Raw genomic sequence first — 24,049 nt, 5'->3', positions numbered from 1 at the left:
GCCGGTCCGCTTCCTCATGCAGTGCCTCGACGAGGACGAGCTCGAGGCGGAGCTCGGCGACGAGGCGGTCGAGTGGATCCATCCGGGCCTCCCTGCCCCGGGAGACGCCCCATCAGTCACACTGGTTCACAAACCCGGGCGAATCCGGACGCAAGCCGGCGGGAAGCCATCGGAGGACACCGGCGGCCATCGGAAAGCCCGAAGTCATGCAGGCGCCGGGTCAGGCCCCACCGGGAGACGCTCATCGACGTCATCACTGTCAGGCGCGGATCACGGTGACCTCGCCGGGCGGTACGGTGACCGCCCCCGCGTGCGACACACCGTCGAACACGTCGACCCCCGTCACCCCGTGGACCGTGACCGGCTCGTCACCGTGGTTGACGAGGAAGACGTGCGCGCCCCGCCGTACGAACTCCAGAGTGTCGGGCAGGTCGCGCGGCCGGGACACGCCCGCCTGGTCGAGGGCCTCGCGATGTGGCACGTGCACAACGAGTACGGCTGGGCGAACGCGCACTGCTACTGCGAGACCTCCGCCGAGGCGTTCCGGGACTGGCTGCGTGACCGGCACGGCTCCGTCGCCGCGCTGAACCGCGCGTGGGGGACGACCTTCTGGGGGCTCAGCTACGGCTCGTTCGACAAGGTGGAGCCCCCCAGGCTCGCCCCGCCGGGGCTGCTCACCGCGCTCCAGCTCGACTTCATGCGCTTCTCCGTCGACGCGCACATCGCCAACTTCCGCCGCGAGCGCGACATCATCCGCCGGCACTGCGACCTGCCGGTCACCACCAACTGGACCCGGCGGAGCGGCGAGACCGCGATGGCGCAGCTGCTTGAGCGCTCCCCCGACCTGGACGCCGTCTTCGTGGCCAGCGACCTGATGGCGGCCGGCGCCCTGGCGACGCTCAGGGCCGCCGGGCGTGAGGTCCCGGACGACGTGGCCGTCGGGGGCTTCGACGACTCCTCCGTCGCGGTGTCCACCCATCCCCCGCTGACCACGGTCCGCCGGCCGCTGGCGCAGGTCGCCGAGGAGACCGTACGGCTGCTGCTCGACCTCATCGACGGCGCTCCCCACGTGGACTCGGTGATCCTCCCCACCACTCTCGTCGTACGCGCCTCCGCCTGACCGTGGACGCCTGACCGTGGACGCCTGACCCTGGACGCCTGACCGTGGACGCCTGACCGTGGACGCCTGACCGGGGCCGTCGGCGTGGTGGCGAGCGCGCGCCGTCAGACGGTGTCCGCCCGGCTCTCGTGCCGTTGACTCCGCGATCTCCGCCAATTAGTTTGACCTCCAGACAAAGGGAGGGCCGATGGCGGCGTGGCCGGGAGGAACCGAGGGTCTCCGCTACGGCGGGGACTACAACCCGGAGCAGTGGCCGGAGGAGGTCTGGCACGAGGACGTCGCGCTCATGCGCCGCGCCGGGGTGAACATGGTGACCGTCGGCGTCTTCTCCTGGTCCCGGCTCGAACCCGCCGAGGGGCGGTACACCTTCGGGTGGCTCGACCGTGTCCTCGACCTGCTCGGCGACGCCGGGATCGCCGTCAACCTCGCCACGCCCACCGCCTCGCCCCCGCCCTGGTTCTCCCTCGCCCATCCTGACGCGCTCACCGTCACCCGTGACGGTGTACGGCTCACGCACGGCAGCAGGGACACGTACTGCGTGAGCGCCCCGCCCTACCGCGAGGCGGCGAAGCGGATCGCGGCGGCGCTGGGCGAACGGTACGGCGGGCACCCGGCCCTCGCCATGTGGCACGTACACAACGAGTACGGCACCGGCTGCCACTGCGACCACGCGGCGGCGGCGTTCCGGAGCTGGCTGCTGGAGCGCCACGGGTCCCTCGACGCGCTCAACGACGCCTGGACGACCGCGTTCTGGAGCCAGCACCACTCGGACTGGGCGCAGGTCACCACACCGCGCGCGACGCAGTACCTGCCCAACCCGGCCCAGGTCCTGGACTTCCGGCGGTTCCTGTCCGACGAGATGCTCGGGTGCTACCGCGAGCAGCGTGACGTGCTCCGCGCCTTCACCCCGGACGTGCCGATCACCACGAACTACGTCCTCGGCGGCTGGGTTCCGGTGGACCACTGGAAATGGTCGGCGGAGGCCGACCTGGTGGCGATCGACCACTACCCCTCGGAGCCGGGGATCGCGGCGGCGGAGCAGACGGCGTTCGCCGCCGACCTGGCCAGGTCCTGGGCGGGCGGGCGGCCGTGGCTTCTCATGGAGCAGGCCGCCGGGGTGGTGTACACGGCACGCCGCATGGCGGCCAAGGCGCCCGGCGAGATCGCCAGGCACAGCCTGCAGCATGTCGCGCGTGGATCGGGGGGCGCCATGTTCTTCCAGTGGCGTGCCTCCCGTGGCGGCGCGGAACTGTGGCACCACGGCATGGTGCCCCACGCGGGCCCCGACTCCCGCGTCTTCCGCGAGGTGGCCGAACTCGGCGACACACTCTCCCGGATCCCCGCCCCGCCCCCGGCGGGGAGGGTCGTCGAGGCGGATGTCGCGATCCTCTGGGACGACGAGGCGTGGTGGGCGCTCCAGTCCCCCGGCCTGCCGTCCGCCGAGCTCGACTACCTCGACGCCGTGCGACAGGCGCACCGGGTGCTGTGGCGGCAGGGCATCACCGCCGACTTCGCCCACCCTTCCCACGATATTTCGGGATATCGCGTCGTACTCGTGCCGAGCCTCTACCTGATCACGGACGCGGACGCGGCGAACCTCAGGTCGTACGTCGAGCGGGGCGGCACGCTGGTCGTGTCCTTCTTCTGCGGCGTCGCCGACGAGCACACCCGAGTACGGCTCGGCGGCCATCCCGGCGCGTTCCGCGAGCTCCTGGGCGTACGGGTGGAGGAGTTCCAACCCCTGGCCGAGCCCGTCCCCCTCGCGGCGACCGCCTTCGGCGTTTCTCCCGCCTTCGACCGTGCCGCCGCACCCGGCCAAGCCCTCGCCACTCCGATGATCCCGGCGTTCACCGCCACGGTGTGGAGCGAGGTCGTCCATCTGGAGGGGGCCGACGCGGTGGCGGTCTACCCCGGAGGAGGTCCGGCGATCACCCGGAACCTCCACGGCGCCGGCGCGGCCTGGTACCTCTCCACCCGGCTCGACGACGACGGCTACACCCGGCTCCTCGCCGCCGCCGGGCTCTCCGGCACCGACACACCCGGGGTCGAGCTGGTACGGCGGGCGGACCTGGTTTTCGCGATCAACCACACGTCGGCCGAACAGCCGGTCCCCGTGCACGGCCGCGACCTGGTCACGGACGCCCCCGTCACCGGCACGCTGGGACCGGGCGCCTTCGCGGTCGTCCGGGCGGACTGACCCGCCCGGACGACGTCACGCGTCGACGCCGGAACCGCGGTGCCTCGCCGAGGCGGGTCGCGCGATCAACGGGTCGCGGCGCGACGGTCCAGGAGCGGCCGGATCCTGACATCCTTCTCAGTGCTTCCCGCCCAGGACGCGCGGCCGCCTCGGCTCAGGACGTACGCGCGCACACGTCCTCGTACGGCAGGCCGGGGAGGTGGTCGCGCCACTCGTCCTCCGAGAGAGTGCGGCCCGCCCGCGCGCACACGGCCGCGGCGACGGCGTCCGGGGTCACCGGCCGGGTCCTGACCGCCCCTCCCGCGTCGAGGCTGGTCAGGACCGGGTCACCGGAACCGGCGGAACCGGCGGAACCTCCGGGATCGGCGGTGGCGCCGGGGCCGAAGGCCACGGACACCACGTCGGCCCCGTGGGCGCTGATCGGTTCCCCGATCGCCGTCCCCGAGCCGATGTCCCACAGCCTGACCTCCCGGCCAGCGCCCGTGGCGAGCAGGGCTCCGTCCGCGGTGAACGCCATCGCGCCCACCGCGTTCCGCTCGGTGCGGAGCACCGGACCGTGCCGCTCACCGCTCCGGGTGTCCCAGGCGATCACCCGGCCGGCGCCGTCCAAGGTGACCACGATCGGGTCGCGCGGATGGAAGGCGACCGCTGTCAGCGTCTGGCCGGTCGCGGCGAAGGACCGCGCCTCCCCCGAGGCGACGTCGACGAGATGGCCGGCGTCCTGCCCGAGCACGGCCAGCAGCCGCCCGTCGGGGCTGAAGACCATCCGCGAGGCGCCCCCGTCGGAGATCTTCGCCGAGACGCGCCACGTGCCTGTGCTCAGGTCGGCGACGTGGATCTCCGCACTCGTCGCCGACGTCACCATGGCCGCGGCGGCTCTCGTACCGTCCGGGCTGACGGCGACGCCGAGGATGGAGGAGTTCGCCGCGTCCCGGACCGTGGTGGTCGCGAGCGTGTGACCGCTCCGGCGGTCCGTCACCCACGCCCGGCTCCCGGCGTCGTCGGCGACCGCCACGATCCGCGCGTCGCGGCTGAAGGCGACCTGCTGCACCGACTCGGTGACCGCGATCGCCGCGCCCGCCGCCCGCCCGGTTCGCGTGTCGCGGAGCGTGACGGCGCCGGAGCCGTTCGCGTCGCCGGCGGCGAACCTCCCGTCCGGCGTGAGCACGGCCGCCTCGTTCGCGGGCCCGGCCGTGGCCGGCCGGGTCAGGTCCGCGATGCCGACCGTGTGGACCGTGTCGTCGAGGACGTACCGCAGCGCCCCTCCGTCGCGGTCGAACCGCACCTGCGCGGCCTCGCCGAGGGTGGGGTGGACGAGCAGCGGCGCGTGGTCGGCCACCCGCCACACCCTGACGGCGTCCTCGCCGCGGACCGCGAGGAAGCGGCCGTCCGCGCTGAAGGTCACCGCCGGCCGTCCCGTCGCGGCGGGCCCGAACGGCTCCCCTGTCTTTCCCTGCGCGAGGTCGGTGAGGGTGATGCCCTCGTCGGCGACGCACGCGAGAGTACGGCCGTCCGGGCTGAACGCGAGCGCCTGCGGTCCGATCCCGTCGTCCGCCGTCGTCGGCGGCCCGGTGCCGCAGACACCCGGGGGCGTACGGCGCCGCGTGGCGCCGGGCAGGTCGAACAGCAGCGGGCGCTCGCCGACGCCGTCGATCGCCGCGATCCGTCCGGCCGGGTCGACGTCCGCCAGGTAACCCGGCCGTTTGGGACTCGCGGCTCCGGTGTCGAGGTCCCAGAGCCGGACCATGCCGCTGAAGCCGATGATCAGCACGCGCGGGCTCGCTCCGAACGCGACCTCGATCGGGTAGTGCGGCTCGTACTCTCCGGCGTCGAGTGGCAGGCTCTTCCCCGTCGCCTTGCCGGTCCGCACGTCCCAGACGCGTACCCACGTGCCGGCGGCGACCGCGAGGAGGCGCCCGTCGCCGCTCAGCGCGATCGAGTGCAGGCGCCGGCCTCGGACGCCGAGGCCGGACCAGCCGCCCGTCCGCCGTCCCGAGGGCACGTCCCAGACGCTGACGCCGTCACCGTCCACGGACGCGGCGGTCCGCCCGTCCCCGCTGAGCGTGTGGGCGGAGCCCTTCAGCCGCAGCACGCCCTGCTCCCGCTGGGAGAGTGAGGTGACCAGGCTGCCGCGTGCCTCCGCGGTGTCGCCCAGCCGCCAGGCGGCGACGCTGAGCAGCATCGCCTTGACCGGGTCGGTCTCCCGCAGCCGGTCCGCCAGGGAGGCGACGCCACGCGACTCGGCCAGGTCCCGCTGCTCGCTCACGACCGCGCTCTGCCGTACGGTCGCGGCGCCGAACCCGATCGCGAGCACCAGCAGCGCGGCGAGGGCGACGGTGACGGCGCGACGGCGTCCCGCCCGGCGGCGGGCCAGCGCGGACCCGGCGTCGAGGAAGTCGCGTTCGAGGCGGCTCAGCGTCAGGTGGCGGCGGCCGGTGGCCGCCCAGCGCAGGACGGTGTCCAGCCTGTCCCCCTGGAGCAGGTCGCCGTCCCCGCCGTGGTTCCAGCGCCGCGCCGCGACCGTGATCTCGCGGAGTACGGCGAGTCCCTCGCGTTCGGCCTGGACCCAGGCGCGGAACCGGGGCCACGCCTGGATCAGGGCCGGGCGGGACAGCCCGATCTCACCGTCACGCTCGGCCAGCACGTACGCGAAGACCTCGATGATCCGGGCGACGGCGGCGGCCTCGTCCTCCGGGCGGCCGTCGACCAGTTCGGCGCGCGGCGCCCTCCTGGCGACGACCTCGCCGTCGTCGGTCACCGTGGCGAGGCGCAGGAACACCTCGGGGACCAGCTCACGCTCGGCCGCGGTGAGCATGCCGTACCCGTCCTCGGCGAGCATGCCGAGTCCCGGGTCGCCGGGTCCCGGCACGGTCAGCAGCCCGGCCTCCGCGCTGCCGAGCGCCAGCAGGTCCCCCGAGTCGGCGCCGTGGGTGCCGGAGATCAGGCCGTGCAGCAGCTCGCGGGCGGCAGGACGGGCCTTCGGGTCCTTCGCCAGCGCCGCGGACACGAGGGGGCGGAGCGAGCGCGGCAGCACCCCGAGCTCGGGGTCCTCCGAGAGCACCCGGTGCATGACACCGCCGAGGCTCTCGGCCGTGAACGGATCCGTGCCGGTGGCGGCGAACAGCACGATGCCGCCCCAGGCGAACAGGTCGGCGGGCGGGCCGGCCCGTTCCCCGACGAACACCTCGGGCGCCATGTAGGTGGGGGTGCCGGCGACCAGCCCGGTCGCGGTGAGGGACATCTCCAGGGTGCGGGCGACGCCGAAGTCGATGACCCGCGGCCCGTCCGGGCCGAGCAGCACGTTGTCCGGCTTGAGGTCGCGGTGGATCACGCCGGCGTCGTGGATCGCCGCGACCGCCGTGGCCACGGCGGTGGCGAGGCGGTGCAGCTCGTCTCCGGCGAACCGGCGGCCCTCGCCGACCGCCTGGCGCAGGCTCACTCCCTCGACGTACTCGCTCACGATGTACGGCCGGGGGCCGTCGAGGACGGCGTCGATCACCTGGGCGGTGCAGAACGACGCCACCCTGCGGGCCGCCTCCGCCTCGCGGCCGAAGCGGCGCCGCAGGTCGTCGTCCTCCGCCGCGTCGCCGTGCAGCACCTTGATCGCGACCCGGCGGCCGTCGGGGCCGTACGCCTCGTAGACCACGCCCTGCCCGCCCGCGCCGAGCCGCCCGGCGATCCAGTAGTCCCCAAGGCGCGCCGGGTCCTCGGCCATCAGCGTTCCCGATGTCATGTTCTCTCTGACGCGTGAAATTCGAACTCCGTTGGGTCGGACTCGGACCGGAGTCGCACTCTACGCTGCTCGTACTCCCTGGCGTCCGCCGACGATCGACCCGGCCCAGCTACCGGTGGGCCTTGGCCATCACTGCGGCGACCGCCGCGCCGGCCGTGTTCTCGCGGCCGTGTCCGGCCTGCCCCGACCGGCGGCTCGGCCGCCCCTGACCGGCTCGCCGGACGGCGGCGGCATGGAGGGGTACCGGACCGCAGGCGGAACAGGGGTCACCATAAACTCAAAAACCTCAATTGCTTTACACCGGTCTTACGGGTAGATCGGTAGACATCTTGGTAAATAACGGAATCATCACGGTCGGGGGGATCGGAAGATGCTGAGGGTGGTCACGTCGCTCGACGAGTCGCTCGACATGTCGTTCGGCAAGGTGAGGGACATCAGGTCGGTACTGCGCCGCAGGCAGAATCGCGACACCAAGATCGTCGATCTGCGGGCGTACACGGGCCGCAACGTCATCCGGTTCCCCAAGCCGGGACCGACCTCGGCCGCCTGACTTTCCAACGGCTCTGCCGTACTGATTGGATGTCACCTCATGGGTGATCTGTCCACAACTGACCGAACCCGGCACCGCAGGCTGCGCGAGCAGGGCCGTACGGGCAGGCAGGAGCTGTTCGACGTCCTCGGAGCCGGGTTCGTCTGCCATCTCGGGGTGATCGTGGACGGCGCACCCATGGTGGTGCCCACGGTCTACGGCTTCGACTCCGAGCACGTCTACATCCACGGATCGGTCGCCAGCCGCAGCCTTACCGGCGAAGGGCGGACCGTCTGCGTGACGGTCACGCACGTCGACGGCCTCGTCCTGGCCAGGTCGGTCTTCGAACACGGCGTCAACTACCGGAGCGCGGTGATCTACGGGGTCCCGCGCGCTCTGGAGGGCGAGGAGAAGCTGGAGGCCCTCCGCCTCCTCACCGAGCACACCGCCCCCGGGCAGTGGGAGTACGCGCGCCGGCCGAACCGCAAGGAACTGGCGGCCACCACGATCCTGGCGATCTCGCTGGAGGAGGCGTCGGTCAAGATCCGGCAGGGCCCGCCCGACGACGCCGACGATCCGCATGACGTGTGGGCGGGCGTGCTGCCTCTCTCCACCACCTGGCAGGCCCCGGTGACCGACCCGTCGGCCGGCCACGACGTCCCCGATCACGTACGGCGCCGCGCGGGAACCCGTATCGGCTGAACCTCCCGCCGCCCGGCCGTCTCCAGGTTCGCCGCCATCGTGCGGAGAGTGTGGACCGTGACCCGGTACTGCTCGACGGTGAGGCCGTCCATGATCGCCATCAGGCGCTCCCAGCGACGCCGGCACCCGGGCCGGCGGCGGCACCCGCGGGACGAGGTCTACGCGAACGGCGGCTGAGGTCGCCCCCGGCCCGACGCGCACAGCAGGAGGATCGGAAGCACCGCGCCCAGCGTCAGGGTGACCACCTGACCGACCACGTCGAACACGGTGAAGTGGGAGAGGTGTCCGAGATGGAAGGCCAGATGGGTCGCCGAGTACAGCAGGTACCCGAGCAGGACCGTTCGCGTGAGCAGGCGATCCAGCGTGACGGCCGCGATCATGAGCATGACCCCCATCCCGGTGTTGAGGCCGCCGAGGTCGCGCAGCAGGTGCTCGTTGTACGAGGGCAGCATCGCGACCCACGGATGCCCGGGGAGCGGGAAGTCGTCGTAGAACGACCGGGGCAGGAGCAACTGCCAGAGCCCGACGACGATCTCGGTGACGGCGAGGTATCCGAGCCCCAGCCGCGGCATGGCCGTACGGCGGGCGAAAGCGGGTCCGGTCATGCCCACGACCTCCCGTAACCCGCGGCGGGCCGTCCCCGCCTGACGCGCTCCGCCAGGAACTCCCGGTACACGCGACGCCCGTCCGCGTGGTCGGGGGCGAGGTGGACCCCTCTGCGGAATGCCTGCGAAACCTTCCCCGGGACCCGTACCGGCACGAGGGGACGACGCCGACCGACGGCGGCCAGGTACTCCCCGACGAACTCCCGGGCCGGGAGGATCTCGGGTCCGCCCATGTCGGGCACCCGCCCGGCCGGCTCACTCAGCGCCAGCGCGGCCATCCGGTCGGCCACCTCGCCCGTCTCGACCGGCTGGAAACTCCACCCGGAGGGGATCGGCGTCACGGGCAGCCGCGCCAGGGTCTGCGCCATGAAGAGCACCAGGTCGTGGAACTGGGTGGTCCGCAAGATCGTGTACGGCAGCCCGGAGTCCTCGATCATGCCTTCGACCACGTATTTCGCCTGGTAGTACGCGTACGGATGGCGGTCGACGCCGACGATCGAGATGAACACCAGATGTCGCGTGCCCGCCCGCCTGGCGGCGTCGATCAGGCGGCGGGTGCCGTCGACGTCCGTACGCGGCCGGCGAGGGTCGCTCGCGAGGTGGACGATCGTGCCCGCTCCCGCGACCGCCTCATCGAGGCCGATGCCGGTGGCGAGGTCCCCGGCCACGGCGGTGTACGGCGCGCTCGCCCGCGGTGAGCGGGTGAGCACCCGGATGTCGCTCCCGTGGAGCCGGTCGACCACATGACGGCCCAGGGTTCCGGTGCCGCCGGTGACAAGTATCGATTCCCTCATGCCTACAGGAACCGGCGACCACCTTGAATCGTGACAGTCTCAGGAGTGAATCTCCGACCGGCCCGACGAGCCGGCGGACCGACCCGAGGAAGGCTCGCGTATCAACGCGCTGCCTTCGTGTCCGCGAGCTGCCCCACGAGGAAAGCGAGCTTGTCCGGGTTGAGCACGGCGCGCAGGCCGAAGATCTGTTCTCCATCGGTCTCCAGGACGAACACCACTGTGACCGCCCCGTCGACGGACGCGACCACACCGGCCTCCCCGTTGATCTCGGCGTGCGCCAGGCCGAGGGAGGGGCCGCCGAATTTGGCGGCCAGACCCGCGACGAACCGGGCCACGTGGGCCGCCCCGGACACCGCGCGGCGCGCGGCCGCGGCCTTGCCCCCACCGTCGGACCAGGCCACGACATCGGCCGCGAGCAGCCGTTCGAGCCCGGCGAGATCGCCATCCCCCGCCGCGTCGAGAAACCGCTCCACCACGCGTCGGCGGGCGTCGGCCGGGGCGTCGAAGCGTCGCCGGTCCCCGATACGCTGCCGCGCCCGCCGGTGGAGCTGCCTGGCGTTCACCTCCGACAGTTCGAGCACGTCGGCGATCTCGCGATAGCCGTACGAGAACGCCTCGCGCAGCACGAAGACGGCGCGCTCGGCGGGCGTGAGCCGTTCGAGGAGCACCAGGAACGCCATCGAGATCGAGTCACGCCGCTCGGCGGTCTCGAACGGCGCGTCCGTGAGAACGGGCTCGGGCAGCCACGGGCCGATGTACTGCTCGCGCCGCGCCCTGGCCGAGGTCAGCCGGTTGAGGCAGAGGTTCGTCAGCACCTTGGCCAGCCAGGCGCCGGGCGACCGGATCTCGTCGTGGTGGGCCGCACTCCAGCGCAGATAGGTGTCCTGAACGGCGTCCTCGGCCTCGACCGCGGACCCCAGCAACCGGTATGCCAGAGCGAACATCCGTGAGCGATGTTTCTCGAATTCGTCCACCATATCCGCCAGCTTATTGACGGTTACATGGTGCAGGATGGGGTCCGTGACCCCTTCCCCAGCGGTCGTCCAGCCTGATCAGGAGTTGATCAGAGAGATCCTGGACGAGTTGGACCTCGAGCACACCCTCGACTCCGAGGGTGACATCGCCATCTCCACGGCGGAGCTCACGGTCTTCTTCCTGTTCGGTTCCGAGGGAGACCTGTTCACGATCCGCACCTTCTACGAGAGGTACTACTCGGTCGACGACAAGCCGATGCTGGTCACCGCGCTGAACGAGTGGAACGCCGACACCATGTGGCCGAAGGTCTACAGCTTCACCCAGGACAGCGGCGTGATGCGCGTGGTGGGCGACTCCCAGCTCTACATCGGCGCCGGGGTCACCCGCGAGCACCTCACCACGGTGGTCGCCCACTGGGTCAGGTCCGCGATCAAGTTCCACCGCTGGCTGACCGACCGGCTCGCGTTCGAGACGGACTGACCAGCCGGGCAGGGACGCGGATAAGGTGGGCTTCCCCCTCCCCGAATTCCGGAGCGCTGCCCGCCGATGCCCGAAGGTCACATCATTCACCGGCTCGCGGCCGAGTACGGCCGGCGTTTCGCGGGGACCCCGGTCGCGGCGAGCAGTCCCCAGGGCAAGTTCTCCGACAGTGCCGCGCTGATCGACGGACAGCGCCTGGCCGTGACGGACGCTCACGGAAAACACCTCTTCCTCGGGTTCGACGGGTTCGACGGCAACGGCTGGGTGCGCGTCCACCTCGGCCTCTACGGAAAGGTGGCCTTCGGCCCGTCCCCCGCCCCCGCCCCCGTCGGCGCCGTACGGCTCCGCCTGGAGGGCGGGGAGAGCTACGCGGACCTGCGCGGGCCCACGGCGTGCGAGCTGATCACCGCCGGGGAGAAGCAGGCGGTGCACGACCGACTCGGCCCGGACCCGCTGCGCCCGCACGACGACCCCGAACGCGCCTGGTCGCGGATCAGCAGGTCACGGGGGCCGATCGCGGCGCTGCTCATGGACCAGAAGGTGATCGCCGGGGTCGGCAACATCTACCGGGCCGAGGTCCTCTTCCGCCACGGCGTCGACCCCTACCGCGCGGGGCGCGACCTGAGCCGCGCGGAGTGGGACGCGATCTGGGCCGATCTCGCCGTGCTCATGCGCGACGGCGCCGCCTCTGGCCGGATCGACACCGTGCGCCCCGCGCACATGCCCGAGGCCATGGGGCGGCCGCCCCGGGTGGACGACCACGGTGGCGAGGTCTACGTCTACCGCCGGGCCGGGCAGCACTGTCACGTCTGCGGCGGCGAGGTCCGCACCGCCGACCTCGAGTCGCGCGGCCTGTTCTGGTGCCCCGCCTGCCAGCGACACTGACGGCCGGGCGACGGGTTCAGGGCAGCGGCTCCAGCGTCCGGTGCGGCTCGGCATGAGGTCCGGCGCCACCGACACCACGCGGGTCAGGCGAACGCCTCGCCGATCTCGCGCACCACTTCCGCCGCGGGCCGCTCGGCCGCCTGCCGCCAGGCCGTACCCGCCCAGAGGTTGACCCCGCCGGGGTCGCCCTGGGCCACGGCGGCGCGGCGGATCGGCGTCGTCAGGTGGTGAACGGCCGGATAGCCGACCGGTGCGTGCACGTGATCGAGGATGAACCTGTTGGTCAAGCCGCGAGCGGGCCGCCCGGAGAACGCGGTGGTCACCGTGGTGGACGTGTAACGCGGATCGCGCAGCGCGGCCCGGTGCACGGGGTTCGTCCCGCTCTCCGGAGTCAGGAGGAAGGCCGTCCCGAGCTGCACGGCCGCCGCGCCCGCCGCGCGCGCCGCCGCCGCGGCGGCGCCGTCCCCGATGCCTCCCGACGCGATCAACGGCACGCGGGCGGCCTTCCCGACCGCGCTCAGCAGGTCGATCAGCCCGGGTTCACCCTCGCCGTACGGCTTGCGCGGCACGAAGGAGCCCCGGTGCGCGCCCGCCTCCGGTCCCTGGACGCACAGCGCGTCAGCGCCCGCGGCCACGGCGGCGACCGCCTCACCGGGATCGGTGACGGTCACGATGACGGCCGTCCCCACCTCGTGCAGGCGGTCGACGAGGGGCAGGCCGGGGCACCCGAACGTGAAGCTCACCAACGGGACCGGCCGCCGCAGGAGCAGCTGGAGCTTGGCGTCCCAGTCGTCGTCATCGTCGAGCGGGACCTCGGGCAGCTCGACGCCGTACCGCTCGGTCTCCGGGGCGAGCTCCGCGCGGTAGGCCTCCACCACGTCGGGATCGGCCGGCTCGCCCGGCACGAAGAGGTTCACCCCGAACGGCCGGTCCGTGGCCACCCTGACCTGCTCGACCTGGTCCATCATGGCGTCGCCGCTCTTGTATCCGGCGGCCAGGAACCCCAGGCCACCGGCCTCGGACACGGCCACGCACAATTCCGCCGTGCCCGCCCCGCCCGCCATCGGCGACAGGACGACCGGGTGGGCGAGCGAGTGCAGGATGCGATCGAGCATGGCGGCAGCCTAACCCCGCCCGCGCGACCGGCTGTCAGCTCGGGTCGGCCTCGTCCGCGGGCTCGCCCTCGGCGAGGACGGCGACGGCGTGTTCGAGCGACTCCCTCAGCAGCACGAGTTCGTCGGGCGTGAAGGCGTTCACGAGCCGCCGTTCCACGGCCACGACGGGAACACGCAGGGGCGGGGAGCCGGACTCTCGCCGGTTCCCCGCCCCTGACGGGCCTGACGGGCTATTTCACGCCCGTGAATCGCCCGAGGTCAGCTGCAGCCGCTGGTGCTGCCGCAGCCCTCGCAGACGTAGCAGCTGCCCGCCGGGCGCATCTTCGTGCCGCAGGTCATGCACAGCGGCGCGTCGGCCGTACGGCCCTGGTGGCTCTCCAGGGAGTCCACCGAGGCACGCCTGGGCTCGGGCAGCGCCACCTCCGCGCGCTTCTCCTCGATCGGCGCGGACTGGGCCAGCGCCGCCGTGTCCACGACGTCCTGGAGCGCCGCCGGGTCCTCACCGCGCGCCTGCGCGGCGCGCTCGGCGGCCGAGAAGATGCCGAGGGCCGCGCGGTCCTCGTACGGCAGGTAGTCGAGCGCCAGCCGCCGGAAGATGTAGTCCATCACCGACTGGGCCATCCTGACGTCCGGGTCGTCGGTCATGCCGGCCGGCTCGAAGCGCATGTTGACGAACTTCTGGACGTAGGTGTCCAGCGGCACGCCGTACTGCAGGCCGATCGAGATGGCGACGGAGAAGGCGTCCATGACGCCCGCGAGGGTCGAACCCTGCTTGGACATCTTGAGGAAGACCTCGCCGAGACCGTCGTCGGGGTAGGACGACGCGGTCATGTAGCCCTTCGCCCCGCCCACGGTGAAGCGGGTGGTCAGGCTCGGCCGCTGGTTGGGCATCCGGCGGCGGGTCGGCCGCGGCACCTCGATGACCTGGACCTGGGGCGCCTGCTCGGCGGCCTCCTCGGTGATCTCCTCGGTGGTCTTCTTGGCGGCCGAGAGCGGCTGGCCGACCTTGCAGTTGTCGCGGTAGACGGCCAGGGCCTTCAGCCCGAGCTTCCAGCCCTCCAGGTAGACCTGCTCGATGTCGTCCACGGTGGCCGACTCGGGCAGGTTGACGGTCTTGGAGATCGCGCCGGACAGGAACGGCTGGGTCGCCGCCATCATGCGGACGTGGCCCATCGGTGCGATGGCCCGCTCGCCCATGGCGCAGTCGAACACCTCGTAGTGCTCGGGCCGCAGGACGGGGGCGTCGACCACGTGGCCGTGCTCGGCGATGTAATCGACGATCGCCTCGACCTGCTCCTCCTGGTAGCCGAGCTGCCGCAGCGCCCTCGGGATCGTCTGGTTGACGATCTGCATGGAACCGCCGCCGACCAGCTTCTTGAACTTGACCAGCGCGAGGTCGGGCTCGATGCCGGTGGTGTCGCAGTCCATCATCAGACCGATGGTGCCGGTGGGCGCGAGCAGCGACGCCTGGGCGTTGCGGTAGCCGTTCTTCTCACCCAGCCGGAGGCACTCCTGCCACTGCCGGGTGGCCTCGGCGTGGATGACCCGGTCCATGTCGTCGACCGTGCGCATGTCGTCGTTGGCGTGCGCGTGCTTGCGCATGACGCGCTTGTGCGCCTCGGCGTTGCGCGCGTACCCGTCGTACGGCCCGACGATCGCGGCGAGCTCCGCCGAGCGGCGGTAGGAGGCGCCGGTCATCAGCGAGGTGATGGCGCCGGCGATCGCGCGGCCGCCCTCGGAGTCGTAGGCGTGGCCGGTGGCCATCAGCAGGGCGCCGAGGTTGGCGTAGCCGATGCCGAGCTGGCGATAGGCCCGGGTGGTCTCGCCGATCTTCTCGGTCGGGAAGTCGGCGAAGGTGATCGAGATGTCCATCGCGGTGATGATCAGCTCGGTCAGCTTGACGAAGTTCTCCACGTCGAACGTGTCGTCGTCGCGCAGGAACTTCAGCAGGTTGATCGACGCGAGGTTGCAGGAGGAGTTGTCCAGGTGGAGGTACTCCGAGCAGGGGTTGCTCGCGGTGATCCGCCCGGTCTCCGGGCAGGTGTGCCAGTCGTTGATCGTGTCGTCGTACTGCACGCCGGGGTCGGCGCACTCCCAGGCGGCCTTGGCCATCTTGCGGAACAGCGACTTCGCGTCGACCTTCTCGATGATCTCGCCGGTCAGCCGGGCGCGCAGGCCGAAGTCGCCGTTGCTCTCGACGGCGCGCATGAACTCGTCGGAGACCCGGACGGAGTTGTTGGCGTTCTGGTATTGGACGGACACGATGTCCTTGCCGCCGAGGTCCATGTCGAACCCGGCGTCGCGGAGCGCGCGGATCTTGTCCTCCTCACGCGCCTTGGTGTCGATGAACTCCTCGATGTCGGGGTGATCGACGTCCAGGACGACCATCTTGGCCGCCCGGCGGGTCGCGCCGCCGGACTTGATCGTGCCCGCCGAGGCGTCGGCGCCGCGCATGAACGACACCGGGCCGCTGGCCGTGCCACCGCTGGAGAGCAGTTCCTTGCTGGAACGGATGCGGGAGAGGTTGATCCCCGAACCGGAACCGCCCTTGAAGATGACGCCCTCTTCCTTGTACCACTCAAGGATGGACTCCATCTGGTCGTCCACGGCCAGGATGAAGCACGCGCTCACCTGCTGCGGCGAGGCAGTCCCCACGTTGAACCACACCGGCGAGTTGAAGCTGAAGACCTGGTTGATCAGGGCGTGCTTGAGTTCGTGGTCGAAGATCTCGGCGTCCTCGTCGCTGGCGAAGTAGCCGTTCTCGATCCCGGTCCTGGTGTAGACGTCCACGACCCGGTCGACGAGCTGCCGCAGGCTCGACTCGCGCTGGGGCGTGCCGACGGCGCCGCGGAAGTACTTGCTGGTGACGATGTTGGCGGCGTTGACCGACCAGAACTCGGGGAACTCCACTCCGCGCTGCTCGAAGTTGATCGAGCCGTCGCGCCAGTTCGTCATGACGACGTCGCGGCGCTCCCAGGTCACCGCGTCGTACGGGTGGACCCCCGGGGTGGTGAAGACGCGCTTCATCTTGAGCCCCTTACGCGCCGGCCGCTTGCCACCCCGTCCCCCGGTGCCCGTCTCGGTGCCGTTCACGATCTCTGTCATGAATTCCCCCTCCCGGGGCCCGGTGGAGCCCCTCGCATCCGATCACGTGTCTGTTTAACCACCGTGCGTGACGGGCGTCCGCGTCGGCCGTCCCGCCAACTCCCGCCGCTACTGCTGGACGGCGGTGCGCGCGGCTCTGAGCTGCTCGATCTCGGCCTCGAAGTCGGCCAGCGTCTCGAACCCCCGATAGACCGAGGCGAAGCGCAGGTAGGCGACCTCGTCCAGCTCGCGCAGCGGCCCCAGGATGGCCAGGCCCACCTCATGCGAGGCGATCTCGGCGCATCCGGTGGCCCTGATGCTCTCCTCCACGAGCTGCCCGAGCTGCGCGAGCGAATCCTCGCCGACCGGGCGTCCCTGGCAGGCCCGCCGCACACCGGCGACGACCTTGTCACGTGAGAACGGCTCGGTCACTCCGCTGCGCTTGCTGACCATGAGCAGAACGGTTTCCTGGGTGGTGAACCTGCGCCCGCATTCCGAGCAGGTTCGCCGGCGGCGAATCGCGGCCCCGTCCTCGGTAGAGCGGCTGTCGACGACCCGCGTGTCCGGGTGACGGCAAAACGGGCAGTGCACGTCATCGCCTCCCTGGAAACGCTTGCGCCCACCTCACGAAATCGTCGTGAAGCGGTCACGGAAACACAAGCTGTGGTGAAGTACATCGCTGTAACTACTAGATGTTGTGGTCCAACCGTAGAAGTGCCCGACCTTGAACGCAAGTCGGCCGCGACGGCTCGGGCGAAGTCGCTGTTCAACCTGGGGAATCACCCTGAACCCCGGGCGTGTCGCAGGCCCCGATGGCATCGCGCGGGCACATTACAAGAAGATCGGCGAAATCTCGGCAATATCGAACACGATGTCGATCGAACTCCCGTACGATGTTGCTACATCCACACAGGTGGCGGTATTCACATCGAATCGAACAATTGTTTGATGATGATCTTGGATCGAGGTACCGTCGCTCTGTGCGACATGAAGAACACGGATTGGGAGGTGGTTTGGTGAGCGGGCAGGAAGAGAGTGTCAGCGACCTTGCGGTGCGCAGGCGTGACTCCCTTGGTCTCACCCCCAGGCAGCGCAAGATCCTCGAGGTCATCCGCGACTCCGTGCAGCAGCGCGGATATCCGCCCTCGATGCGCGAGATCGGTGAGGCGGTCCAGCTGACCAGCACCTCCAGCGTGTCGCATCAGCTCACGGCGTTGCAGCGTAAGGGGTACCTGCGCCGCGACCCGCACCGCCCCCGGGCGCTCGAGGTCCGCTTGCCCGGCGAGCCGGTGCTGTGGGTCGACCCGGACGCCGCGGAGGTGGAGCCCGGCTTCAGCCGCCCGACCGCCGCGTACGTGCCGCTGGTCGGCCGCATCGCCGCCGGAGGCCCGATCCTGGCCGAGCAGAGCATCGAGGACGTCTTCGCGTTGCCGAAGCAGCTGGTCGGTGAGGGAACGCTGTTCCTCCTCCAGGTCAGCGGTGACTCGATGATCGACGCCGCCATCGCCGACGGCGACTGGGTCGTGGTGCGCCAGCAGCCGGTCGCCGACAACGGCGACGTCGTGGCCGCCATGATCGACGGCGAGGCCACGGTGAAGACCTTCAAGCGCAAGGACGGGCATGTGTGGCTGGTGCCGCACAACGCCAACTACGAGCCGATCCCTGGCGACGAGGCGACCGTCCTGGGCAAGGTCACCGCGGTCCTGCGCAAGCTCTAGGTCCCCGGCCCGCCGAGCGGGCCGACCCTCCGGACCGCGCATCCGGCGTCGCTCCGCGGTGACCTCTGTCACCGCGGAGCGGTCACGGAGCAATCAGGGTGATTGCCGCAAATAGGCTTGCTCTGTGACGCGCAACCTTGACCAGCTCAGCCTGGAGGACGCCTCCCTACGCGACGGTCTCAAGTGGTCGCAGACCTCGCCCGGCGTGATCCCCTCCTGGGTCGCCGACATGGACTTCCCCGTTCCGCAGGCGGTGCGCGAGGCGGTGACGCGCCGCGCCGAGACCGACCTCGGCTATCCCTCGTGGCTGGACGAGCCCTCCGTCGGTCCCCTCGCCGAAGCGTTCGCCGAGCGCATGGAGACCCGGTACGGCTTCCGCCCCGATCCCGGCCACGTCCGGTCCTACAGCGACATCAACCAGGCCCTCCAGGTGTTGCTGCACCTGACGACCCGGCCGGGTGACACCGTCGCCCTGCACACTCCGGCCTACCACCCGTTCCTGGACACCATCGCCGAGATGGGACGGCGGCTGCTGTCCATCCCGATGCTGCCGGACGGCGACGGGTGGCGGTTCGAGGTGCCGGACGAGCCGGCCGCCGTGCTGCTGCTGGTCAACCCGCACAACCCCACTGGCCGGGTGTTCACCGCCGAGGAGTTGGGCGCGCTCGCCGAGTACGCCGAGCGGCACGACGCCCTGGTCCTCTCCGACGAGATCCACGCCGACCTGACGTACGGGCCGCAGTCACACATCCCGTTCGGCACGCTGCTGCCCGCCCGCACCGTCACGCTCACCTCCGCGACGAAGGCGTTCAACATGGGCGGCATCCGCTGCTCCGTCGCGCATCTCGGCGCACCGGCCGTACGCGACGCGGTGAACCGGCAGCCCGCGCACATCTACGGCGCGCCCAACCTGCTCGGTGTGGAGGCGACCGTGGCCGCCTGGCGGCACGGCGACGCCTGGCTGGCCGAGGTCCTCGCCATCCTGGACCGCAACCGCCGGCTCATCGCCGAGCGGCTGCCGTCCCGAGTGGGCTACCGGATCCCCCAGGCCACCTATCTGGGGTGGCTCGACCTCGGCTTCCTCGACGAGGACCCCGCCGCCTACCTGGAGCGGGAGGCGCGGGTCAGGCTCAATCCCGGCCCGTTGTTCGGACCGGGCGGCGAGGGTTACGCGCGGATCAACTTCGGTACCTCGGAGCCGATCCTGGAAGAGATCCTGACCCGGATCTCCACCGCGCTGTCCTGACGGAGCCGCCGCCCGGTGCGGATCGGGCGGCGGCTCGGGTCAGGCGGTGCTACCGGCCGGACCGGGTACGGCTCAGGCGGCGGCGCAGGTGACCGAGGCCGGGCTTCCGTTGGTCCCGGACCAGGACGCCTGGAAGCCGAACGTGGTCGAGGCGTTCACCGCCAGGCCTCCGTTCCAACTCAGGTTGGTCACCGTGACCGCGGATCCGCCGGCGGACAGTGTGCCGTTCCAGAGCTGGCTGATCGTCTGGCCGTTGGGGAAGGTCCACGTCACGGTCCAGCCCGACGTCGCCGTCGTGCCGGTGTTCTTGACGGCGACCTCACCCTGGAAGCCGCCCGCCCACGAGTTGGCCACCATGTAGGTCGCCGTACACGCCTTGCCCGCGGACGGGGACGCGGAGGGCGACGCCGAAGGCGAGGCGGACGGCGACGCCGACGGGGACGGGGACGGGGAGGACGTGCCGCCCACCGGCGGGATCAGGTACGGCTGCAGGATGCTCTGCTTGGCCTGGTCCACGGTGGTCCAGTCGTCCTTGAGGATGCCGCCCGTGTCGCCGGAGTTCGGGTTCCACGACCAGTACGTGAACGACATGCCGTTGACGCCCGTCCCCAGGTACTTCATCAGCTCCTGAAGCCAGATCTTGTCGACGTTGGCGGCCAGAGTGGTGCCGAACTCACCCACCATGATCGGGGCGATGTTCTGCTTGTACAGGTATCCCCAGTACCGGTCCCAGATGGCGGGCATGTTCGCCGGGTAGGCCGGGTCGTCGAACCACGCCTGGTGGTAGACCGAGGTGGCGTACTCGTGGGGTGAGTAGACCAGGCGGTTGGGCACGTCCAGCCGGACCGGGTAGCCCTTGGCCTTGCTGAGGTTGCCGCCCCACCAGCCGCAGTCCTCGTCGTTGCTGGGGTCGTTGTCCCAGATGTTGGACAGGCCGCCGCTCGGGCAGCTCACTCCCTCGACGAAGATCAGCCAGTTGGGCTGGACCGCGAGGATCGCGTTCCCCGCCCGCTCCGCCGCCAGCCGCCAGTCGCGGTTGACGTCGCCGCAGCCCCAGCACGCGCCGGTGGCCGCCGGGTTGGTGCCCTCGGCGTGCGGCTCGTTGTGCAGGTCGGCTCCGATGACGGTCGTGTCGCCCGCGTAGTGCTGCGCGAGCGACTTCCAGTTGGCGATCCAGGTCGCCTCGGAGACCGTGGAGGTGTACCAGAGCGGCGACTGGCCCGCGCTGGACGGCCGGTGCCGGTCGAGGATGATCCGCATGCCCTTGCTGCCGGCGTAGTCCACGACCTTGTCGAGGATCTGCGTCGGGGACAGGCCGACCAGGTCGGGGTTGGTGTAGGTGTTGACGCTCGTGGCGACGGCGCCCGGCTTGACCGCGTCGTCGGACCACGGGACCCGGATGGTGTTGTATCCGAGACTCGCCATCAGGTCGAGCTGGCTCTTCCAGGGGTTCCCCGACCACAGGCCGTGGAACGTCTTGTTGTCGGTCTCCATTCCGAACCAGTTGATGCCGGTCAGCCGGACCGTCGTTCCGGTGCTGTCCACGATCTTGTTGCCGCTGGTGTGCAGGTATCCGGACCCCGTGCCCGCCGCCTGTGCGGGCGAGCCGGTCGCGACGAGCACGGCCGCGGCCATCGCCGCGACGGTCGCCAGCGCGCCGAGAATACGTCTGGACAAGACGTGCCTCCCATCCTGGAGGCACCCCGACGTGAGCCGGACGGTCAGGCGCACGCTCCAGGACCACCGCATGCGCGGTGGATGGTCGTGGCATGCCCTGACCGCACGCCTAACAATGTTCGATATGTGGCTCGCGCGCCATTTTGTCGGGCGGATCGCCCCGCGTCAACGGCCGGTGAGAGCGTCAAGTTCGTCGCGGAACGCCAGATCCCACACCAGCCCCGCGCGCGGGCATGAGCGTGGCCGCGGCACACGACGGTCGCCGGGTATCGCGGCCACGCGCCACGGGCGTCACGGGACGATGTTGACCAGCTTCGGCTCGCGCACGATCACCTTGCGCGGGGCACCGTCGAGGTACTGCCGGACCTTCTCGCTGCCCAGGGCCAGCGCCTCCAGTTCGGCGGCGGAGATTCCCGGCGACACCTCCAGGCGGTCCCGGACCTTGCCGGCGACCTGGACGACGCAGGTGACCGACTCCTGCACCAGCAGCGCCGGGTCGGCGACCGGCCAGCCGGCCTTGGCCACCGACGGCTCGTGGCCGAGCTTCTCCCAGCCCTCCTCCGCGACGTACGGCGCGACGAGTGACAGCATGACGGCCAGCGTCTCGGCGGCCTCACGCACGGCGGTATCGCCGGCACCCGGGCCGGAGTCGATGGCCTTGCGCGCCGCCGAGGTGAGCTCCATCATGCGGGCCACCGCGACATTGAAGCGGTACGACTCGAGCAGCTTGGTGACCTCGTCGATGGTGCGGTGGGTGACCTTGCGCAGTTCCAGGTCCCCGCTCGCGGGGTCGGCGCCGGGCGCGGAGGCGGCACCGGCCTCGGCCATCACGCGGAAGGCGCGGGCCAGGAACTTCTGCGAGGCTGCGGGCGAGACGTCGGCCCAGTCGATGTCGTCCTCCGGCGGGCCGGCGAAGATCATGGTCAGCCGGACCGCGTCCACCCCGAAGTCGTCGATCTGCTTGCCGAGATCGACACCGTTGCCCAGGGACTTGGACATGGCCTTGCCCTGGTTGATGACCTGGCCCTGGTTCAGCAGGCGCATGAACGGTTCGGTGAAGGTCACCATGCCCATGTCGTGCAGCACCTTGATGAAGAACCGCGAGTACAGCAGGTGGAGCACGGCGTGCTCCTGCCCGCCGATGTACTGGTCGATCGGACCCCACTTGCGGACCTGGGCGACGTCGAACGGGCCGTCCTCGTACCCCGGGGAGCAGTAACGCAGGAAGTACCACGACGAGTCGACGAAGGTGTCCATCGTGTCGGTGTCCCGCCTGGCGGCTCCGCCGCACTTGGGGCACTCCACGTTGACCCAGTCCGTGGCCGCGGCCAGGGGCGAGACGCCCTTCGGCTTGAGGTCGGCGCCGCGCAGGTCGGGCAGCGTGACGGGGAGCTGGTCGTCGGGGACGGGCACCTCGCCGCAGTCCGGGCAGTGGATGATCGGGATCGGGGTGCCCCAGAAACGCTGCCGGGACAGCAGCCAGTCGCGCAGCCGGAAGTTGACCGCCGCGTGGCCGGTGCCCCGCTCGGCCAGGACCTGCGTGATCCGCGCGATGGCCTCGGACTTGGACAGGCCGTCCAGCGGCCCGGAGTTGACCAGGGTGCCCTCACCGGGGGTCGCGATACCGGTCTCGCCCGGATCGGCCAGGCCGGTGTGCACGACGACCTTGACCGGCAGCCCGAACTTCACCGCGAAGTCCAGGTCGCGCTGGTCGTGGGCGGGAACCGCCATGATCGCGCCGTGACCGTAGTCGGACAGGACGTAGTCGGCCGCCCAGACCGGGATCCGCTCGCCGTTCACCGGGTTGACGGCGTGCACGCCCAGGAAGACGCCCGTCTTCTCCTTTTCGGTGGACAGGCGCTCGATGTCGGACAGCTTGGCGACCTCGGCGCGGTACGCGGCCAGCGCCTCACGCTGCCCGGGGGCCACGATCTCCTCGGCCAGCGGGGCGTCGGCGGCGACCACGAAGAAGGTCGCGCCGTACAGGGTGTCGGGCCGGGTGGTGTAGACCGTGACCGGCTCGTCCCTGCCCTCGATCTCGAACTGGACGTCGGCGCCGGTCGAGCGGCCGATCCAGTTGCGCTGCATGGTGAGCACGCGTTCCGGCCAGCCGTGCTCGAGCAGCTTCATGTCGTCCAGCAGCCGGTCGGCGTAGTCAGTGATCTTGAAGTACCACTGCGTCAGCTCGCGGCGGACGACGTCGGAGCCGCAGCGCTCGCACTTGCCCGCCACGACCTGCTCGTTGGCCAGCACCGTCTGGTCGGTGGGACACCAGTTGACCAGCCCGCCCCTGCGGTAGGCCAGGCCCCGCTCGAAGAAGCGGTTGAACAGCCACTGGTTCCAGCGGTAGTAGTCCTCGTCGCTGGTGTGCAGCCGCCGCGACCAGTCGAAGGAGACCGCATAACGCTTGAAGGAGTTCGCCTGGGTCTCGATGTTGGCGTAGGTCCACTCGGCGGGGTGCGCGTCGCGCTTGATCGCGGCGTTCTCCGCGGGCAGGCCGAAGGAGTCCCAGCCGACGGGGTGCAGGACGTTGTAGTCCTTCTGGAACCAGTAGCGCGCGATCACGTCGCCGATGGCGAACACCTCGCCGTGCCCCATGTGGAGGTCGCCCGACGGGTAGGCGAACATGTCGAGCATGTACCTGCGCGGCCGGGTGTCCGCCGCGTCCTCCACCGCCGCGAAGGGATTCAGCTCCTCCCAGCGCCGCAGCCACTTGGCCTGCAGCGCCTGCGGGTCGTACACCAGCTCGTCCACGTCAACTCCCGAAGGGATGCTTTCCTTAAAGGCACGGTGAGGGCGCCTGCTCACAACAAAGCCCCCCGCTTCGCACGAGGGGCAGCCGCATCGAGGGGGGTCAGCCCAGGCGATGCGGCCAGGCAAGCAGGGTCACGGCGCGCATATACCAAGGGTAGCGCAGACGGCAAGAGCGTCGCTTCAGGATCTAATGGGAGGCGTTACCCCCTAGACGGGCGATACGCGATGGTGATAGATCCGCTGTGACCGCCTATGTCCCTTTAGTTTACGCTCTTCGCTGTGGTGAACTCAGTCCAGCCGGGATCGGGCCCGGAATTCCCGCAGACGGACCTTCCGATGCAGGACCCGCCGACCGACCCGACGGGCGAGCAATTCCGCGGAGCATTCTCGGGTTTCCATGCGGCGCCCCCAGGTTCGCATGAGATCATGCCAGGC

General features: G+C 70.8%; 20 protein-coding genes. 8 read left to right on the top strand and 12 right to left on the bottom strand.

Annotated features, from left to right (window positions below; genetic code table 11):
• Positions 1 to 259: 259 nt before the first annotated feature.
• Positions 260 to 481 (bottom strand): Beta-galactosidase C-terminal domain, encoded by a 222-nt coding sequence (locus AB0I59_RS03665; protein ID WP_358129660.1) that lies wholly within the window; start codon positions 479 to 481, stop codon positions 260 to 262.
• Here AB0I59_RS03665 and AB0I59_RS03660 point away from each other — a divergent pair.
• Entirely contained in the window at positions 473 to 1,120 is a 648-nt protein-coding gene (locus AB0I59_RS03660) for a beta-galactosidase (RefSeq protein ID WP_358129657.1), read from the top strand. The genes AB0I59_RS03665 and AB0I59_RS03660 overlap by 9 nt on opposite strands.
• Positions 1,121 to 1,307: 187 nt before the next feature.
• Positions 1,308 to 3,317: a beta-galactosidase gene (locus AB0I59_RS03655; protein ID WP_358129655.1), complete on the top strand. Its 2,010-nt coding sequence runs from the start codon at positions 1,308 to 1,310 to the stop codon at positions 3,315 to 3,317.
• Between the two features lie 154 nt (positions 3,318 to 3,471).
• Here AB0I59_RS03655 and AB0I59_RS03650 read toward each other — a convergent pair whose 3' ends face one another.
• A complete protein-coding gene (locus AB0I59_RS03650) occupies positions 3,472 to 7,050 on the bottom strand; it encodes a serine/threonine-protein kinase (protein ID WP_358129653.1) in 3,579 nt (1,192 codons plus the stop codon).
• 370 nt (positions 7,051 to 7,420) lie between these two features.
• Between AB0I59_RS03650 and AB0I59_RS03645 the strand changes: the two genes are divergently transcribed.
• The gene (locus AB0I59_RS03645; protein WP_061257366.1) at positions 7,421 to 7,600 is read left to right on the top strand and encodes a hypothetical protein; all 180 of its coding nucleotides are present in this window, start codon (positions 7,421 to 7,423) and stop codon (positions 7,598 to 7,600) included.
• A 39-nt stretch (positions 7,601 to 7,639) separates the two neighbouring features.
• Positions 7,640 to 8,281 (top strand): pyridoxamine 5'-phosphate oxidase family protein, encoded by a 642-nt coding sequence (locus AB0I59_RS03640; protein WP_358129650.1) that lies wholly within the window; start codon positions 7,640 to 7,642, stop codon positions 8,279 to 8,281.
• Here the strand turns inward: AB0I59_RS03640 and AB0I59_RS03635 are convergent.
• The 4 genes from AB0I59_RS03635 to AB0I59_RS03620 form a co-directional block, all read right to left on the bottom strand.
• Positions 8,245 to 8,382 (bottom strand): hypothetical protein, encoded by a 138-nt coding sequence (locus AB0I59_RS03635; RefSeq protein WP_358129647.1) that lies wholly within the window; start codon positions 8,380 to 8,382, stop codon positions 8,245 to 8,247. The genes AB0I59_RS03640 and AB0I59_RS03635 overlap by 37 nt on opposite strands.
• Before the next feature lie 57 nt (positions 8,383 to 8,439).
• The gene (locus tag AB0I59_RS03630) at positions 8,440 to 8,886 is read right to left on the bottom strand and encodes a hypothetical protein (RefSeq protein ID WP_061257364.1); all 447 of its coding nucleotides are present in this window, start codon (positions 8,884 to 8,886) and stop codon (positions 8,440 to 8,442) included.
• A complete protein-coding gene (locus tag AB0I59_RS03625) occupies positions 8,883 to 9,680 on the bottom strand; it encodes an SDR family oxidoreductase (protein WP_358129644.1) in 798 nt (265 codons plus the stop codon). The genes AB0I59_RS03630 and AB0I59_RS03625 overlap by 4 nt, the downstream gene beginning before the upstream one ends.
• Before the next feature lie 101 nt (positions 9,681 to 9,781).
• On the bottom strand, positions 9,782 to 10,657 hold the full coding sequence (locus AB0I59_RS03620; protein ID WP_358129642.1) for an RNA polymerase sigma-70 factor: 876 nt from the start codon (positions 10,655 to 10,657) through the stop codon (positions 9,782 to 9,784).
• 43 nt (positions 10,658 to 10,700) lie between these two features.
• Between AB0I59_RS03620 and AB0I59_RS03615 the strand changes: the two genes are divergently transcribed.
• Positions 10,701 to 11,135, top strand: a complete 435-nt coding sequence (locus AB0I59_RS03615) for a type III secretion system chaperone family protein (protein ID WP_358129639.1) — start codon at positions 10,701 to 10,703, stop codon at positions 11,133 to 11,135.
• A 66-nt stretch (positions 11,136 to 11,201) separates the two neighbouring features.
• Positions 11,202 to 12,020 carry an Fpg/Nei family DNA glycosylase gene (locus tag AB0I59_RS03610; RefSeq protein ID WP_358129636.1) on the top strand — a complete coding sequence of 273 codons (819 nt, stop codon included), beginning with the start codon at positions 11,202 to 11,204 and terminating at the stop codon, positions 12,018 to 12,020.
• Between the two features lie 83 nt (positions 12,021 to 12,103).
• On the opposite strand, the gene AB0I59_RS03605 is transcribed toward AB0I59_RS03610, so the two are convergent.
• From AB0I59_RS03605 to nrdR, 4 genes are all read right to left on the bottom strand, one after another.
• Entirely contained in the window at positions 12,104 to 13,135 is a 1,032-nt protein-coding gene (locus AB0I59_RS03605; protein WP_358129633.1) for a nitronate monooxygenase, read from the bottom strand.
• 34 nt (positions 13,136 to 13,169) lie between these two features.
• Positions 13,170 to 13,292, bottom strand: a complete 123-nt coding sequence (locus AB0I59_RS03600) for a hypothetical protein (protein WP_358129630.1) — start codon at positions 13,290 to 13,292, stop codon at positions 13,170 to 13,172.
• A gap of 101 nt (positions 13,293 to 13,393) precedes the next feature.
• On the bottom strand, positions 13,394 to 16,240 hold the full coding sequence (locus AB0I59_RS03595; RefSeq protein WP_358129627.1) for a vitamin B12-dependent ribonucleotide reductase: 2,847 nt from the start codon (positions 16,238 to 16,240) through the stop codon (positions 13,394 to 13,396).
• Positions 16,241 to 16,348: 108 nt separating this feature from the next.
• Complete coding sequence (gene nrdR, locus AB0I59_RS03590; protein WP_061257357.1) at positions 16,349 to 16,810, bottom strand: transcriptional regulator NrdR; 462 nt, start codon at positions 16,808 to 16,810, stop codon at positions 16,349 to 16,351.
• 425 nt (positions 16,811 to 17,235) lie between these two features.
• Here nrdR and lexA point away from each other — a divergent pair, with 425 nt between their 5' ends.
• A complete protein-coding gene (gene lexA / locus AB0I59_RS03585; protein ID WP_061257356.1) occupies positions 17,236 to 17,937 on the top strand; it encodes a transcriptional repressor LexA in 702 nt (233 codons plus the stop codon).
• A gap of 124 nt (positions 17,938 to 18,061) precedes the next feature.
• The gene (locus tag AB0I59_RS03580; protein WP_061257355.1) at positions 18,062 to 19,183 is read left to right on the top strand and encodes a MalY/PatB family protein; all 1,122 of its coding nucleotides are present in this window, start codon (positions 18,062 to 18,064) and stop codon (positions 19,181 to 19,183) included.
• A 72-nt stretch (positions 19,184 to 19,255) separates the two neighbouring features.
• Here AB0I59_RS03580 and AB0I59_RS03575 read toward each other — a convergent pair whose 3' ends face one another.
• Together AB0I59_RS03575 and leuS are read right to left on the bottom strand one after the other, a co-directional pair.
• On the bottom strand, positions 19,256 to 20,860 hold the full coding sequence (locus AB0I59_RS03575) for a cellulase family glycosylhydrolase (RefSeq protein WP_358129623.1): 1,605 nt from the start codon (positions 20,858 to 20,860) through the stop codon (positions 19,256 to 19,258).
• A 291-nt stretch (positions 20,861 to 21,151) separates the two neighbouring features.
• Positions 21,152 to 23,614 carry a leucine--tRNA ligase gene (gene leuS / locus AB0I59_RS03570; RefSeq protein ID WP_358129619.1) on the bottom strand — a complete coding sequence of 821 codons (2,463 nt, stop codon included), beginning with the start codon at positions 23,612 to 23,614 and terminating at the stop codon, positions 21,152 to 21,154.
• Positions 23,615 to 24,049 lie beyond the last annotated feature (435 nt).

It is taken from the genome of Microtetraspora glauca, assembly GCF_040656155.1.
In the GTDB taxonomy this organism is placed as follows: domain Bacteria; phylum Actinomycetota; class Actinomycetes; order Streptosporangiales; family Streptosporangiaceae; genus Microtetraspora; species Microtetraspora glauca.
The sequence above is the reverse complement of the archived record's forward strand: the minus strand, read 5'-3'. Positions and strand labels throughout refer to the sequence as shown.

Bases quoted from the DNA above. Each gene is read 5' to 3' on its own strand.
- AB0I59_RS03630 (WP_061257364.1), bottom strand. From the start codon at position 8,886: ATGACCGGACCCGCTTTCGCCCGCCGTACGGCCATGCCGCGGCTGGGG.
- AB0I59_RS03605 (WP_358129633.1), bottom strand. From the start codon at position 13,135: ATGCTCGATCGCATCCTGCACTCGCTCGCCCACCCGGTCGTCCTGTCG.
- AB0I59_RS03655 (WP_358129655.1), top strand. From the start codon at position 1,308: ATGGCGGCGTGGCCGGGAGGAACCGAGGGTCTCCGCTACGGCGGGGAC.
- AB0I59_RS03625 (WP_358129644.1), bottom strand. From the start codon at position 9,680: ATGAGGGAATCGATACTTGTCACCGGCGGCACCGGAACCCTGGGCCGT.
- AB0I59_RS03595 (WP_358129627.1), bottom strand. From the start codon at position 16,240: ATGACAGAGATCGTGAACGGCACCGAGACGGGCACCGGGGGACGGGGT.
- AB0I59_RS03660 (WP_358129657.1), top strand. From the start codon at position 473: ATGTGGCACGTGCACAACGAGTACGGCTGGGCGAACGCGCACTGCTAC.
- AB0I59_RS03650 (WP_358129653.1), bottom strand. From the start codon at position 7,050: ATGACATCGGGAACGCTGATGGCCGAGGACCCGGCGCGCCTTGGGGAC.
- AB0I59_RS03610 (WP_358129636.1), top strand. From the start codon at position 11,202: ATGCCCGAAGGTCACATCATTCACCGGCTCGCGGCCGAGTACGGCCGG.
- AB0I59_RS03620 (WP_358129642.1), bottom strand. From the start codon at position 10,657: ATGGTGGACGAATTCGAGAAACATCGCTCACGGATGTTCGCTCTGGCA.
- AB0I59_RS03645 (WP_061257366.1), top strand. From the start codon at position 7,421: ATGCTGAGGGTGGTCACGTCGCTCGACGAGTCGCTCGACATGTCGTTC.
- AB0I59_RS03640 (WP_358129650.1), top strand. From the start codon at position 7,640: ATGGGTGATCTGTCCACAACTGACCGAACCCGGCACCGCAGGCTGCGC.
- AB0I59_RS03635 (WP_358129647.1), bottom strand. From the start codon at position 8,382: ATGGCGATCATGGACGGCCTCACCGTCGAGCAGTACCGGGTCACGGTC.